Origin of the sequence: Streptomyces sp. NBC_00178 (assembly GCF_036206005.1) — a bacterium.
GTDB lineage: Bacteria > Actinomycetota > Actinomycetes > Streptomycetales > Streptomycetaceae > Streptomyces.
Genome location: NZ_CP108143.1, coordinates 5092082 through 5106292, shown reverse-complemented (window position 1 = coordinate 5106292; position 14211 = coordinate 5092082). Strand labels below are relative to the sequence as shown.

Sequence of the window (14211 nt, the reverse complement as noted above, 5' to 3'; positions counted from 1 at the left end):
CGCCGACTGCGCGAGGCACTGGGAATGGCTCCCGGACATGTTGCGTACGGCCTCGGAGCCCAGTACGGACTGCTGATCACAGCGGAGACCGTGATGGCCTGGGAGCGGGGCACGGCCCTGCCCGGCGAACGCGAACTGATGGCGCTGGCCGGTGTGCTGTGGTGCGCCCCGGGTGACCTGCTGGCCGCCGCGAGCACACTGCGCGAGCACAGGATCGCCCGCGACCTCTCCTTGGAGGACCTGGCCCGGTCCCTCGGGATGACCGCGGGCGCGTACGCGCGGATCGAGGAGTCGGGCCGCTGGAGGGGCAACGAGCGCCAGGCGGTCGCCCTGTGCGAGGCGCTGGACATGTCGGCCGCGCAGTTCCTGACCGCGACCGGCCGCAACGAGGAGCTCGCCGACCTGCTGACCAGGGCGGTGACGACCCGTTGGCAGGCCTACGTGCGCCCGGTGGACAAGCTCGTCCCGCTGGACCGGATCCTGGTGCAGGACGTGCTGGAGCAACTGCACGCCGACTACCAGGCGTTGATGGTCTCGACGCTCAGCTGGAACACCACGAACCGGGACCGGGCGGGCACCGCGGGCGACGCGGGACGGGAGTTCATCGACCGGGTCGTCGAGGAGTTCTGGCGGACCGCGGGCATCTGAGCCCGGCCGGGCGGGAACGGCGGCGGCCCGGGCTCCCTCACAGCGGCCCGGGCCGCGCGGCGCCGGACGTGGGGCCCGGCGGGAGGGTCAGAAGACCGACTCGGCCTCGTACATCCGGTCGCTCGGGACCGTCTTCAGCCGGGCCACGGCGTCCGCCAGGGGCGCCATCACGATGTCGGTGCCGCGCAGCGAGGTCATCCGGCCGAAGTCCCCGCGGTGCACGGCCTCCACCGCGTTCCAGCCGAAGCGGGTCGCCAGCACGCGGTCGTACGCCGTCGGCGTGCCGCCGCGCTGCACGTGCCCGAGGATGACCGGCCGGGCCTCCTTGCCCAGGCGCAGCTCCAGCTCGGCGGCGAGGCGGTTGCCGATGCCCTGGAAGCGCTCGTGGCCGAACTGGTCGATCTCGCCCTTGGCGTACGGCATGGAGCCCTCCGCGGGGTGCGCGCCCTCGGCGACGCAGATGACGGCGAACTTCTTGCCCCGGGAGAAGCGCTCCTCGACCATCTTGACCAGGTCGTCGACCTGGAAGGGCCGCTCCGGCAGGCAGATGCCGTGGGCGCCGCCGGCCATCCCGGACTCCAGCGCGATCCAGCCCGCGTGGCGGCCCATGACCTCGACCACCATGACGCGCTGGTGCGACTCGGCGGTGGTCTTGAGACGGTCTATGGCCTCGGTCGCGACGCCCACGGCGGTGTCGAAGCCGAAGGTCCGGTCGGTCGCCGAGATGTCGTTGTCGATGGTCTTCGGGACGCCGACGACGGGCATGCCCGCCTCGGACAGCATGCGGGCGGCGGTCAGCGTGCCCTCGCCGCCGATGGGGATCAGGGCGTCGATGCCGTAACGGAGCGAGAGCTCGGCGCAGTTCTCCGCCGCCTCGCGCAGCCGGTCGCGCTCCAGGCGGGCCGAGCCGAGGATGGTGCCGCCCCGCGCCAGGATGCCGCTGACCGCGTTCAGGTCGAGGGGCCGGAAGTGGCCGTCGAGCAGCCCCTTGAAACCGTCCTCGAAGCCGATGACCTCATCGCCGTGCCCCACCACGGCGCGGTGCACGACCGACCGGATCACGGCGTTGAGGCCGGGGCAGTCGCCGCCTGCGGTGAGAATTCCGATGCGCATCGTGCTCTGTCTCCTGCTCGCTAGTGGCATGCATTCCGGGGACCTCTCGAAAACCCCCGTACCGTGAGCCACGACGATTGTCCCACGCCGGGCCCCGGCCACGTGCTTCCGGCTTCGCCGCTGCGGGTCCCCGCGGCGCTCGCGAGGGCCTGCGGCGGGGCTCCGCCGGCGGGCGTCGCGCCTGCCCCGGTGGGTATCGTCAAAGGGGCAATGCCAGCCAAACAGGACGGGAGAGCACGCGTGACGCGCAGCGTGTACGTGACCGGGATCGACCGGGGGGACGGCCGCCAGGTCGTCGATCTGGGAGTCATGGAACTCCTGACGCGTCAGGTGGACCGGGTCGGCGTCTTCCGGCCACTGCTCCACGACGGGCCCGACCGGCTGTTCGAGCTGCTGCGGGCCCGCTACCGGCTCTCGCAGAGCCCGGACACCGTGTTCGGACTCGACTACCAGGCGGCCTCGGCCATACAGGCGGAGCAGGGGACCGACGAACTGGTCTCCCTGCTGGTGGACCGCTTCCACCGGGTGGCACGCGACTACGAGGTGGTGCTGGTGCTCGGCAGCGACTTCGCCGCCACCCAGCTCCCGGACGAGCTGGCGCTGAACGCCCGGCTGGCCAACGAGTTCGGCGCCTCGGTGATCGCGGTCGTCGGCGGGCAGGACCAGGACGCGGGGTCCGTGCGGGCGGAGACGCGCAACGCCTTCCGCGCGTACACCGGCCTCGGCTGCGACGTCCTCGCCATGATCGTGAACAGGGTGGCGGCCGAGGACAGGGACGGCATCGCCGAGCGCCTGCGGACCCAGCTGCCGGTCCCCTGCTCGGTCCTGCCGGACGATCCGGCGCTCTCCGCGCCGACCGTCGCCCAGATCACTGCCGCCCTGGGCGGCACGGTCCTGCTCGGCGACGACGCCGGACTGGCCAGGGACGCGCTGGACTTCGTCTTCGGCGGGGCGATGCTGCCCAACTTCCTGAAGGCGCTGACCCCGGGCTGCATGGTGGTGACGCCGGGCGACCGCGCCGACCTGGTCGTCGGGTCGCTCGCCGCGCACAGCGCGGGCACCCCGCCCATCGCGGGCGTGCTGCTGACCCTGGACGAACGCCCCGGCGAGGAGATCCTGCGGCTCGCGGCCCGCCTCGCACCGGGCACCCCGGTCGTCGCGGTGGCGGGCGGCTCCTTCCCCACGGCCGGTGAACTCTTCGCCCTGGAGGGGAAGCTGAACGCGGCGACACCCCGCAAGGCCGAGACCGCGCTCGGCCTCTTCGAGCGCCACGTGGACACGGCCGCGCTGCTCGACCGGATCTCGGTGGCCCGCAGTGGCCGGGTCACCCCGATGATGTTCGAGCACGAACTGCTGGAGCAGGCCCGCGCCGACCGGCGCCGCGTCGTGCTGCCGGAGGGCACCGAGGAGCGCATCCTGCGCGCCGCGGACGTGCTGCTGCGCCGCGACGTCTGCGACCTGACACTGCTCGGCGACGTGGAGACCATCCGCAGGAAGGCCGCCGACCTTGGCGTGGACCTCGCCGGCACCCAGATCATCGACCCCCGGACCTCCGAACTGCGCCAGGGCTTCGCCGAGCGGTACGCCGTGCTGCGCGCGCACCGCGGTGTGACCGTGGAACTGGCCTACGACGTCGTCTCCGACGTCAACTACTTCGGCACCCTGATGGTTCAGGAAGGGCTCGCGGACGGGATGGTCTCCGGGTCGGTGCACTCCACGGCGGCGACGATCCGGCCGGCGTTCGAGATCATCAAGACCAAACCGGACGCCTCGATCGTCTCCTCCGTCTTCTTCATGTGCCTCGCCGACAAGGTGCTGGTCTACGGCGACTGCGCGGTCAACCCGGACCCGGACGCGGCGCAGCTCGCCGACATCGCCGTCCAGTCGGCCGTCACCGCGTCCCGCTTCGGGGTGGACCCCCGGATCGCGATGCTGTCGTACTCGACCGGCACCTCGGGCTCGGGCGCCGACGTCGACAAGGTGCGCGAGGCCACCGAGCGGGTACGCGCCTCACGGCCGGACCTGAGCATCGAGGGCCCGATCCAGTACGACGCCGCGGTCGAGCCGTCCGTCGCCGCGACCAAGCTGCCGGCGTCACAGGTGGCGGGCCGGGCGACCGTGCTGGTCTTCCCCGACCTCAACACCGGCAACAACACCTACAAGGCGGTCCAGCGCTCGGCGGGCGCGGTCGCGGTCGGCCCGGTCCTGCAGGGGCTGCGCAAGCCGGTCAACGACCTCTCGCGCGGAGCCCTGGTCCAGGACATCGTCAACACGGTGGCCATCACGGCGATCCAGGCCCAGGCCGAGGACGGCGCATGACGGCGACGTCCACCGACCCGACCAGCGGAGGTTCCCGCTCCATGACAGACGCCCACCGCGTACTCGTGCTCAATTCCGGTTCCTCGTCGCTGAAGTACCAGCTGCTGGACATGCGCGACCGCTCCCGGCTGGCCACCGGGCTGGTCGAGAGGATCGGCGAGCCGGAGTCCCGGCTGGTGCACACGCCGTTGACCGGTGACGGAAAGCCCCGGGAGCGCGCCGGGCGGATCGCCGACCACGAGGAGGCGCTGAACGCCGCGGCCGGGGAGCTGGCGGCGGACGGGCTCGGGCTCGACTCCCCCGAGCTGGCCGCGATCGGCCACCGGGTGGTGCACGGCGGGCTGCGGTTCAGCGAGCCCGCGCTGATCACCGACGAGGTGCTGGAGGAGATCGAGCGCCTGGTCCCGGTGGCCCCGCTGCACAACCCGGCCAACATCACCGGGATCCGGACCGCGCGGGCGCTGCGGCCGGACCTGCCGCAGGTCGCGGTCTTCGACACGGCGTTCCACACGACGATGCCGGAGTACGCCGCGCGCTACGCGATCGACGTCGAGACCGCCGACGCCCACCGCATCCGGCGCTACGGATTCCACGGCACCTCGCACGCCTACGTGTCGCGCAGGACGGCGGAGCTGCTGGGCCGGCCCGTGGACGAGGTGAACGTGATCGTGCTGCACCTGGGCAACGGCGCCTCCGCGTCCGCGGTGGCGGGCGGCCGGTGCGTGGACACCTCGATGGGGCTGACCCCCTTGGAGGGGCTGGTCATGGGTACGCGCTCGGGAGACGTCGATCCGGCCGTCACCTTCCACCTGCAGCGGGTGGCGGGGATGTCGGCCGACGAGATCGACGTCCTGCTGAACAAGAGGAGCGGCCTGGCCGGTCTCTGCGGTGACAACGACATGCGGGAGATCCGGCGCCGGGTGGACGAGGGCGACGAGCGGGCCGCCCTCGCGTTCGACGTCTACATCCACCGGCTGAAGAAGTACATCGGCGCCTACGCGGCGGTGCTCGGCCGGGTGGACGCGGTGGTGTTCACGGCGGGGGTCGGGGAGAACTCGGCTCCGGTACGCGAGGCTGCGCTGGCCGGGCTGGAGCTCTTCGGCCTGGCGGTGGACGCGGACCGCAATGCCGTGCGGTCCGGCGAACCCCGGCTGATCTCGCCCGACGACTCCCGGGTCGCGGTCGCGGTCGTGCCTACGGACGAGGAGCTGGAGATCGCGGGCCAGACCTTCTCCTTGGTTCACAACTGAGCGAGCCTCCGCCCCTTTGTATCTTCCACCAGCCGGAATATTCCGCAGTGAAACAAACCGATAGGATCCGCCCCATGCGCCGTTCCAAAATCGTCTGCACCCTCGGTCCCGCCGTCGACTCCCATGAGCAGCTCGTCGCTCTGATCGAGGCCGGCATGAGCGTGGCCCGGTTCAACTTCAGTCACGGTACCCACGAGGAGCACCAAGGCCGTTACGACAGGGTCCGCAAGGCCGCCGCCGAGACCGGCCGCGCGGTCGGCGTCCTCGCCGACCTCCAGGGACCGAAGATCCGCCTCGCGAAGTTCGCCGAGGGCCCCGTCGAGCTGGTCCGCGGGGACGAGTTCGTCATCACCTCCGAGGACGTCCCCGGCGACAAGTCGGTGTGCGGCACCACCTACAAGGGGCTGCCCGGCGACGTCGCCAAGGGCGACCCGATCCTGATCAACGACGGCAACGTCGAGCTGAAGGTCGTCTCGGTGGACGGCCCCCGGGTCACCACCATCGTGATCGAGGGCGGTGTCGTCTCCGACCACAAGGGGATCAACCTGCCGGGCGCCGCCGTCAACGTCCCCGCGCTGTCCGACAAGGACGTCGAGGACCTGCGGTTCGCCCTGCGGATGGGCTGCGACCTGGTCGCGCTGTCCTTCGTGCGGGACGCCGAGGACGTCAAGGACGTGCACAAGGTGATGGACGAGGAGGGCCGCCGGGTCCCCGTCATCGCCAAGGTCGAGAAGCCGCAGGCCGTCGAGCACATGGAGGGCATCGTCGCGGCGTTCGACGGCGTCATGGTCGCGCGTGGCGACCTGGCCGTCGAGTACCCGCTCGAGCGGGTCCCGATGGTGCAGAAGCGGCTCATCGAGCTGTGCCGCCGCAACGCCAAGCCGGTGATCGTGGCGACCCAGATGATGGAGTCGATGATCACCAACTCGCGGCCGACCCGCGCCGAGGCCTCGGACGTCGCCAACGCGATCCTGGACGGCGCGGACGCGGTCATGCTGTCCGCGGAGTCCTCCGTCGGCGCGTACCCGATCGAGACGGTCAAGACGATGTCGAAGATCGTCGTCGCCGCCGAGGAGGAGCTCCTCGGCAAGGGCCTCCAGCCGCTGGTGCCGGGCAAGAAGCCCCGTACGCAGGGTGGTGCGGTGGCACGCGCGGCGTGCGAGATCGCGGACTTCCTCGACGGCAAGGCCCTGGTCGCCTTCACCAAGTCCGGTGACACGGCCCGCCGCCTGTCGCGCTACCGCACCGCCCAGCCGATCCTCGCCTTCACCACGGAGGAGTCGACCCGCAACCAGCTCGCCCTGAGCTGGGGCATCGAGTCGTACGTCGTGCCGCACGTGGACAACACGGACGCCATGGTCGACCTGGTGGACGCCGAGCTGCTGAAGCTGAACCGCTACAGCGGCGGCGACACGATGGTCATCACGGCCGGCTCGCCCCCCGGCGTCCCCGGCACCACCAACATGGTCCGGGTGCACCACCTGGGCGGCGAGGGCGTCTGACGTCCCGCCCCCGCACACGACTGTGGCCCGCACCCCGTGGGAACGGGGGCGGGCCACAGTGCTGTGCGGCTCCCGGACGGGTCCGGACCACCGGCTAGCCGTTGCCGCCGGTGAAGTAGTTCTGCAACCCGGGGACCTTGAGCGAGCCGCCGAACTGGCCGGCCTGGGTCACCTCGGCGTCGGTGAAGAAGGCGAACGGTACGTTCAGCGGCGGCGGGCTCTCCGGGCTGAAGGTGATGGGGATGATGCCGAAGAGGTTGCCCTTCAGCTTCTCCGTGTACATCGTCACCGTGCCGTTGCGGATGGTGGACGTCGAGCCCTCCTCCGCCTTGACGTGGCCGGTCGTGCCCGCCGGGCCCTTCGTCAGCTGGTGGAGGTCCCTGATGTCGATGGTGTCGGCGGTGAACTTGAGGACCTTCTTGACCTTGCCGCCGTACGTCTTCACCTCGACGATGCCGTGGTAGTCGAGCCCGGTGAGCGTGAGCTTCGAGGTCTCCAGGATCCACGGGTCGTCCGGGAGCAGCGGGATGCCCTGCTCCAGGTCGGCCGCGGCGAGCGCCTTGGGGTCGGCGGTCGGGCAGGGGAAGCGCTCCTTGGCTCCGTCCGGGATGTCCTCGTCCTTCACCGGGTCGAGGCCCTTGACGTCCTCGTCGAGCTCCTCGACGTCCTTGCCGGCCTTGTCGGCGGCCTCACGGATGGCGTCGGTGGTCTTGTCGACCGTGTCCTTCGCCGCGTCCACGGCCTTCTCCGCCGGCTTGGCGGGCGTGGTGCTCTTCGACGGCTCGGGAGTCTGCGCGGTGGCGCTGGGGGACGGCTCGGCCGTCTCCTTGTCCGGTCCGTCGAGGAGGTCCTTGAGCGCGTCGCCGACGCCCAGCGGGTCGAGCGGGTTCTTCGACTCGGTGGGCGCGGGGGTCGCCGTCGGGGCGTCCTGGCCGTCAGGGGCCGCCGAGGGCGCCTGGGTCGCGGACGCGCTCGCCGAAGGCTTCGGCCCGGCCGTCTCGTCCTTGCCGCCCGTACCGCCGTCCTCGCCGGACCCGTCGTCCTTGCCCGCCTCGTCGGACGGCGTGGCGCTCGGGGTCGGCTTCGCCTCGGGCTCCTGCGACTCGGCCGGCTCGTCGGAGCGGGTCACACAGGGGCCGGGCGCGAACGGGATGTCCGTGCTGTCGTCGGCCATCGCCAGCTTGGGGGTGAGACCCATCCCCACGAAGACCGCGGTCGGCATCGCGGCGAGCGCGAACGCCTTCTTGCCCGCGGGCATGTGGAGCTTCGTCAGCAGCGACTTCCTGGGGGCCGCGTGCCGGGGTCCTCTTCGCTCCGGGAACACGTCCTGCCCGGAGTCGTTCGTCTGCGTGTCGTCACCCCGCACGATGCCTCCCGCCGTCGGCCTCGACCGTCCCGTCGAACTGCGCGGGCTGCGGCGGGACCGCGGCCGCGCCGTGCAGCTCCTGGCCGTACTCCGGCGCCCGGGCGTCGTCGTCCTGCTGCGTCCACTTCTCCGGAGCGCCCGCCGCGGCGGCCTTCGCCTCGCCCGGGACCCAGGCGATGGAGAGGGCTCCGCCGAGGAGCGCGAAGACGAAGCCGATGATGAAGCCGCCGATGTTGGCGACGGGTATGGAGATCAGCGCGAGCAGGATCGCGGCGACACCGGCGAACACCCGCACGATGTGGTGGAACCACATGGTGAGGCCCAGCGTGACGAGCAGGACCCCGATGATCAGCGACCCCGCACCCGCGGTGGTCGACATCGCGATCGTCATGTTGCCGAGGTGCATGTTGGCGTACGGGAAGTACGCGATGGGTAGACCACCCAAGATGGTGAACAGGCCCGCCCAGAACGGCCGGTTACCCCGCCAGGTGCGGAATCCCCGCCGGTAGACGGTGAGGTAGTGCTCGTTCTGCCCTGTGGACTCGGGGCTCATGGAAAACAGCTCCCTGGAACCGGTACTGCTGTGAGAAGAGAAGGGGTGGGCGGCCGGAGGCCCTCACGGGACGCTCCGGCCACCCGGGCGAGTGCTTAGAAGCACTCCTTGACGCCCTTGTGCAGCTTCAGGCTGAGGTTGCTCAGCTTGAAGGTGCCGGCGGTGGTCGCCCACGCCGTCTGCTCCACGTTGCTCAGCGTCGCCGTCTCGGCGCGCTGCGCGAAGCCGTTGGGGTTGACGGCCTTCTCGGTGCCGGACTGGATACCCGGCTTGCCGACCGAACCGGCTGCGACGCCGATGTCGATCTTCTCGAAGTACGCGTCCGCGTCCAGCTGGGCCACGTCGAGGTAGAGGTTCGTCGCCTCGACGGGCCTCTTCGGGTCGGTGCCCGCGTTCAGCTCGAGGCTGACGCTGCCGAGACCGAAGGGCAGGTCGGGCGTGACCACCGACTGGCACATGTTGGTGATCGTGGCGCTGCTGAAGCCGGAGACGGCAACCGGGTGCGCAGCGTCGTTGCCCTTGAGGTCCTTGCCGACAGCGACGCTGCCGTACTGGACGAAGTCCTTACCGACGAGCTTGTCGGTGCTGACCTTGAAGCTCTGACCGGAGACGCTGAACGACGCGGCGAGCGCACCCTGCGCCAGACCGACGCCGACAGCGGCGGTCGCGACGACGCTCGGCACCATGACCAGAGCGAAACGCTTCCATCTGGTACCACCGCGAACCTGCGAACTCATAGAATTTCCTCCTTCTCGGACGTACATCTCCGGTACGGGCATCGTGCCCGCCCTGGGATGGGAGAAGTGCTACGTCCTCGGGAAGGAGAGCGCCCGGACCGGAGGCGCGTACCGCATCCGAATCACCGGCGATCACCCCCGAGCGACAACCACTGGCCACGCGTCTGCGCGGCCGGTTCGGACAGGCCCTGCCCAGGGGCAGGAACCCCCCTGTCCGCGATCGGCGCCACTGCCGCCGACCACCCGGTGGGGACCCAACTGATCCGCCTGCGCGACTGGACGTCGGGCCGGCGGGTATTGGACCGAGCGTGGCCGATCGTGGTGCATTCGCGGCCATGACACAAGGGGGGTCGTTACTCGCTAGTAACGGCCCGATAACCGGGGGACGACAGGGCGATACCGCCCGGCCACACAGGGTGGCCCCGGAGGGGAGCGCGAACAGGAGGAATTCCACCCTCAACCGGACAGATCCCGGGAGGCGATTTACTGCCAGTAACACTGAGTACTTTTATCAAGTTTTGGTAAAGCAGGGGCATTCGTTGTCGTTCGCCCGCGAAAACGGCCGTGGTCCCCGGAGGGCGCCACGGCCGTGTTGTCACATCAGAACAAGACGCGTGCCAGGGCGGTCCGGGCCGCGACGACGCGCGGGTCGTCGGGGCCGATCACCTCGAAGAGCTCCAGGAGCCGTACCCGCACCGCGTCGCGGTCGTCACCGAAGTTGCGGCGGACCGTCTCGACGAGCCGTCCGAACGCGTCCTCGACGTGGCCGCCGACGAGGTCCAGGTCGGCGGCGTCCATCTGCGCCGCCGGATCGGCGGGGTTCTCGGCCGCCGCCGTGCGGACCCGCTGGGGGTCCATGCCCGCCACCCGGCCCAGCAGATCGGCCTGCGCCAGACCCAGCTTCGCCTCGGTGTTCAGCGGATCGTCGGCCAGGACGCTCCGGTACGCCTGGACCGCGCCGTCGAAGTCGTTGGCGTCCAGCGCCTGCGCGGCGGTCTCCAGCAGCGCGTCGTACGGCCCCGCGGGCACCTCGGCGGGGCCGGTCTCCGTGTCACCGGCCCCGGCCTCGGCGTCGACGACGATCCCGGTGAGGCCGAACCGCTCCTCGCCGACCTGGATCAGCTGGTCGAGCGTCTGCCGGATCTGGCTCTCCGGCGCCGCGCCCTGGAAGAGCGGGAGGGCCTGCCCCGCCACCACGGCGAAGACGGCCGGGATGCCCTGGATGCCGAACTGCTGCATCAGCATCTGGTTGGCGTCGACGTCGACCTTGGCCAGCAGGAAGCGGCCGTTGTACTCGACGGCGAGGCGCTCCAGGAGCGGGCCGAGCTGCTTGCACGGTTCGCACCACTCGGCCCAGAAGTCGATGACGACCGGGACTTCGGTGGAGCGCTGGAGGACGTCGGTCTCGAAGCCCGCCTCGTCGACGTCGATCACCAGGGAGGCGGGGGACACGGCGCCGGTCCCACCCTGCCGGGCGGACTCGGCGCGGGCGTGCTCCGCCTTCGCCTTGGCCTCGCCGGCCGCCTTCACAGCGGCGAGGTCGACGACGCCGCTCATGGACATGTTCCTAGGCTGCATACGTACATCCTCCCCCCTGTGCGCGCTGCCGCGAAAAGCGATCCGCGAGCCGCCCGCGCCCACGGCCGAGCCGGCATGCGCGGCGCGTGGTCACAAGCGGCTCCGGGGCCTGAAACCCCGTGGTCGGCACCGGGTCCCCACCCGGCGCCTGTGGCTGTCGATCGGTCGTCGCGTGACGACGGCGGACCGTCGCTTCTTACGCTACGACCCGTAGCGTAACTGCCCTGCCCCCCTCCGGGGGGAGAGCGCGCGGTGATCTGTCTCACGGGCTCCGGGGCCGGTCAGCGGTACTTACCGGCCGGTATGGTCGCCGCATGCTGAGCCGCAGCCCGACCGAACCCGCCCGATCCGGACGTCCCCGCAGCGCCGAGGCCGACGAGGCGATCCTCGAGGCGACCCGTGCGTCGCTGGTCGACCTCGGCTGGTCGAAGCTGACCATGGGCGACGTGGCGTCGCGGGCGGGGGTCGCCAAGACGACCCTCTACCGCCGCTGGGCGGGCAAGAACGAACTGGTCGTGGACGCGGTCGCGGTGCTCTTCGACGAGCTGGAGCTGCCCGACCTGGGCAGCCTGTCGGCCGACGTGGAGGCCGTGGTGCTGCAGTTCGCCGCCCTGCTGGAGCGGCCCGAGACCAGGACGGCGCTGATGGCGGTCGTCGCGGAGTCCACACGCGACGAGGCGCTGCGGGACCGCATACGCAACTCGATCGTGGCCCGGCAGAAGCGGCTGGTCCTGCAGGGGCGCGAGCGGGCGGAGGAGCGCGGGGAACTGCCCCTGGAGCGCGACCCGGAGACGGCGGCCCGCACCGCCGACCTGATCTTCGACGTCATCGCCGGCGCGGTGGTGCACCGGGCGCTGGTGAGCGCCGAGCCCGTCGATGCCGACTGGGCCCGGCGCTTCACCCTGCTGCTGCTCTCGGGACTGGGAGCGGCGGCCTCGCGGCAGGACTGACGCGCGGTCAGAAGCCGGGCGGCTCGGTGTAGACGCCCCACTCCTCGCGCAGCACTCCGCAGATCTCGCCCAGCGTCGCCTCCGCCCGTACCGCCTCCAGCATCGGCGCGATCATGTTCGAACCGTCCCGCGCCGAGGCCAGCATCGCGTCCAGCGCCTTGCGGACCCGGGCGTCGTCGCGGCCCTGCTTGCGCGTGGCGAGCTCGCTCACCTGGTCGCGCTCCACCTCGTGGCTGACCCGCAGGATCTCCAGGTCGCCCGTGACGGACCCGTGGTGGACGTTGACGCCGACGACGCGCTTCTCGCCCTTCTCCAGGGACTGCTGGTACCGGAAGGCCGACTCGGCGATCTCGCCGGTGAACCAGCCGTCCTCGATGCCGCGCAGGATGCCCGAGGTCATCGGCCCGATGGGGTGCTTGCCGTCCGGGTGGGCCCGGGTGCCGCGCTCCTTGATCTGCTCGAAGATCTTCTCGGCGTCGGCCTCGATCCGGTCGGTGAGCTGCTCGACGTACCAGGAACCACCGAGCGGGTCCGCGACGTTGGCGACGCCGGTCTCCTCCATGAGCACCTGCTGGGTGCGCAGCGCGATCTCGGCCGCCTGCTCGGAGGGGAGGGCGAGGGTCTCGTCCAGGGCGTTGGTGTGCAGCGAGTTGGTCCCGCCGAGGACGGCGGAGAGCGCCTCCACCGCGGTGCGCACGACGTTGTTGTACGGCTGCTGGGCCGTGAGCGAGACACCGGCGGTCTGGGTGTGGAAGCGGAGCCACTGCGCCTTGTCGGTCTTCGCGCCGTACGTCTCCTTCATCCAGCGCGCCCAGATACGGCGGGCCGCGCGGAACTTGGCGATCTCCTCGAAGAAGTCGAGGTGCGCGTCGAAGAAGAAGGACAGCCCGGGGGCGAAGGTGTCGACGTCGAGACCGCGGGACAGGCCCAGCTCGACGTAGCCGAAGCCGTCGGCGAGGGTGTACGCGAGCTCCTGCGCGGCCGTGGCCCCGGCCTCGCGGATGTGGTAGCCGGAGACCGAGAGCGGCTTGTAGGCGGGGATGTCGCGGGCGCAGTGCTCCATCAGGTCGCCGATGAGGCGCAGGTGGGGCTCGGGCTGGAAGAGCCACTCCTTCTGGGCGATGTACTCCTTGAAGATGTCGGTCTGGAGCGTGCCGTTCAGCACGGCGGGGTCGATGCCCTGGCGCTCCGCGGCGACGAGGTACATGCAGAAGACGGGGACGGCGGGCCCGCTGATCGTCATCGAGGTCGTGACGTCGCCGAGCGGGATGTCCCGGAAGAGGACCTCCATGTCGGCGGCCGAGTCGATGGCGACACCGCAGTGGCCGACCTCGCCCAGCGCGCGGGCGTCGTCGGAGTCGCGTCCCATCAGGGTCGGCATGTCGAAGGCGACGCTGAGTCCGCCGCCGCCGTTGGCCAGGATGGTCTTGTAGCGCGCGTTGGTCTGCTCGGCGTTGCCGAAGCCGGCGAACTGGCGGATGGTCCAGGTGCGGCCCCGGTATCCGGTGGGGTGGAGTCCCCGGGTGAAGGGGTACTCGCCGGGCCAGCCGATCCGTTCGAATCCTTCGTACGCGTCGCCGGGGCGGGGCCCGTACACGGGCTCCACCGGGTCGCCGGAGAGCGTGCTGAAGTCCGCGTCGCGCTTGCGGGCCTTGTCGAAACGGGCCTGCCAGCGTCGGCGGCCTTCCTCGATCTCGTGAGCGTCCATGGTACGAATTTACTAGGACGTCCTAGTAAATGTCGATGGCAAACCGCCCGGCGCTTCGCGCGGGGCGGTCCTGCGGTGCGGATCAGGCCTTGACGGCCTGCGGGGAGCCGTCGGTGATCAGCGGCTCCACCTCCCGGACCACCTTGCGCTCGACGAAGAACGCGGCGGTCGGGATCGTGCCGGAGATCAGCACCCAGAGCAGCTTGCCGACCGGCCACTTCGCCTTGGAACCGAGGTCGAAGGCGAAGATCAGGTAGATGATGTAGAGGACACCGTGGATCTGCGAGACGACGAGCGTCAGACCCTCACCGGTGTCGAAGCCGTACTTGAAGATCATGCACACGCACAGGATCAACAGCATGACGGCGGTGACGTAGGCCATCACCCGGTAGCGGGTCAGCACACTGCGTTTCATGGCATCGAGCGTATCCGGGCGACCGGGGCGATCTTGCGGCACCCTGCCCCTCGCGCCGCCGGCCCCGCGCGG

The 14211-nt window shown here is 70.8% G+C and carries 12 protein-coding genes; 5 read left to right on the top strand and 7 right to left on the bottom strand.

The genetic code is table 11. The features are described 5' to 3' along the window. Positions 1-24 precede the first annotated feature (24 nt). On the top strand, positions 25-648 hold the full coding sequence (locus OHT61_RS22570) for a helix-turn-helix domain-containing protein (protein ID WP_329043370.1): 624 nt from the start codon (positions 25-27) through the stop codon (positions 646-648). A gap of 87 nt (positions 649-735) precedes the next feature. Here OHT61_RS22570 and OHT61_RS22565 read toward each other — a convergent pair whose 3' ends face one another. Beyond that, complete coding sequence (locus tag OHT61_RS22565) at positions 736-1761, bottom strand: ATP-dependent 6-phosphofructokinase (protein WP_329040703.1); 1026 nt, start codon at positions 1759-1761, stop codon at positions 736-738. A gap of 240 nt (positions 1762-2001) precedes the next feature. Between OHT61_RS22565 and pta the strand changes: the two genes are divergently transcribed. From pta to pyk, 3 genes are all read left to right on the top strand, one after another. Continuing rightward, positions 2002-4080, top strand: coding sequence for a phosphate acetyltransferase (gene pta, locus OHT61_RS22560; protein WP_329040702.1), 2079 nt, complete (start codon positions 2002-2004; stop codon positions 4078-4080). Positions 4081-4121: 41 nt separating this feature from the next. Further along, a complete protein-coding gene (locus OHT61_RS22555; RefSeq protein ID WP_443049512.1) occupies positions 4122-5330 on the top strand; it encodes an acetate kinase in 1209 nt (402 codons plus the stop codon). Between the two features lie 74 nt (positions 5331-5404). Beyond that, positions 5405-6832, top strand: coding sequence for a pyruvate kinase (gene pyk, locus OHT61_RS22550; RefSeq protein WP_329040700.1), 1428 nt, complete (start codon positions 5405-5407; stop codon positions 6830-6832). A gap of 94 nt (positions 6833-6926) precedes the next feature. Here the strand turns inward: pyk and OHT61_RS22545 are convergent, their stop codons facing one another. The 4 genes from OHT61_RS22545 to OHT61_RS22530 form a co-directional block, all read right to left on the bottom strand. Next, positions 6927-8198 (bottom strand): hypothetical protein, encoded by a 1272-nt coding sequence (locus OHT61_RS22545; RefSeq protein WP_329040699.1) that lies wholly within the window; start codon positions 8196-8198, stop codon positions 6927-6929. Next, positions 8188-8751, bottom strand: a complete 564-nt coding sequence (locus OHT61_RS22540) for a DUF6114 domain-containing protein (RefSeq protein WP_329040698.1) — start codon at positions 8749-8751, stop codon at positions 8188-8190. The genes OHT61_RS22545 and OHT61_RS22540 overlap by 11 nt, the downstream gene beginning before the upstream one ends. 95 nt (positions 8752-8846) lie before the next feature. Further along, the gene (locus tag OHT61_RS22535; RefSeq protein ID WP_329040697.1) at positions 8847-9488 is read right to left on the bottom strand and encodes a DUF6230 family protein; all 642 of its coding nucleotides are present in this window, start codon (positions 9486-9488) and stop codon (positions 8847-8849) included. Between the two features lie 600 nt (positions 9489-10088). Next, entirely contained in the window at positions 10089-11066 is a 978-nt protein-coding gene (locus tag OHT61_RS22530; protein WP_329040695.1) for a tetratricopeptide repeat protein, read from the bottom strand. Positions 11067-11380: 314 nt separating this feature from the next. On the opposite strand from OHT61_RS22530, the gene OHT61_RS22525 reads away from it, so the two are divergent. Next, positions 11381-12016: a TetR/AcrR family transcriptional regulator gene (locus OHT61_RS22525; protein ID WP_329040693.1), complete on the top strand. Its 636-nt coding sequence runs from the start codon at positions 11381-11383 to the stop codon at positions 12014-12016. Positions 12017-12023: 7 nt separating this feature from the next. On the opposite strand, the gene OHT61_RS22520 is transcribed toward OHT61_RS22525, so the two are convergent. Continuing rightward, a complete protein-coding gene (locus OHT61_RS22520; RefSeq protein ID WP_329040692.1) occupies positions 12024-13724 on the bottom strand; it encodes an acyl-CoA mutase large subunit family protein in 1701 nt (566 codons plus the stop codon). A gap of 82 nt (positions 13725-13806) precedes the next feature. Then, entirely contained in the window at positions 13807-14139 is a 333-nt protein-coding gene (locus OHT61_RS22515; protein WP_329040691.1) for a DUF3817 domain-containing protein, read from the bottom strand. Between the last annotated feature and the right edge of the window lie 72 nt (positions 14140-14211).

Excerpts from the sequence above, each read along its gene's own strand:
- OHT61_RS22570 (WP_329043370.1), top strand. The coding sequence starts at position 25 with ATGGCTCCCGGACATGTTGCGTACGGCCTCGGAGCCCAGTACGGACTG.
- OHT61_RS22565 (WP_329040703.1), bottom strand. The coding sequence starts at position 1,761 with ATGCGCATCGGAATTCTCACCGCAGGCGGCGACTGCCCCGGCCTCAAC.
- OHT61_RS22555 (WP_443049512.1), top strand. The coding sequence starts at position 4,122 with ATGACAGACGCCCACCGCGTACTCGTGCTCAATTCCGGTTCCTCGTCG.
- pyk (WP_329040700.1), top strand. The coding sequence starts at position 5,405 with ATGCGCCGTTCCAAAATCGTCTGCACCCTCGGTCCCGCCGTCGACTCC.
- OHT61_RS22540 (WP_329040698.1), bottom strand. The coding sequence starts at position 8,751 with ATGAGCCCCGAGTCCACAGGGCAGAACGAGCACTACCTCACCGTCTAC.
- OHT61_RS22535 (WP_329040697.1), bottom strand. The coding sequence starts at position 9,488 with ATGAGTTCGCAGGTTCGCGGTGGTACCAGATGGAAGCGTTTCGCTCTG.
- OHT61_RS22530 (WP_329040695.1), bottom strand. The coding sequence starts at position 11,066 with ATGCAGCCTAGGAACATGTCCATGAGCGGCGTCGTCGACCTCGCCGCT.
- OHT61_RS22525 (WP_329040693.1), top strand. The coding sequence starts at position 11,381 with ATGCTGAGCCGCAGCCCGACCGAACCCGCCCGATCCGGACGTCCCCGC.
- OHT61_RS22520 (WP_329040692.1), bottom strand. The coding sequence starts at position 13,724 with ATGGACGCTCACGAGATCGAGGAAGGCCGCCGACGCTGGCAGGCCCGT.
- OHT61_RS22515 (WP_329040691.1), bottom strand. The coding sequence starts at position 14,139 with ATGAAACGCAGTGTGCTGACCCGCTACCGGGTGATGGCCTACGTCACC.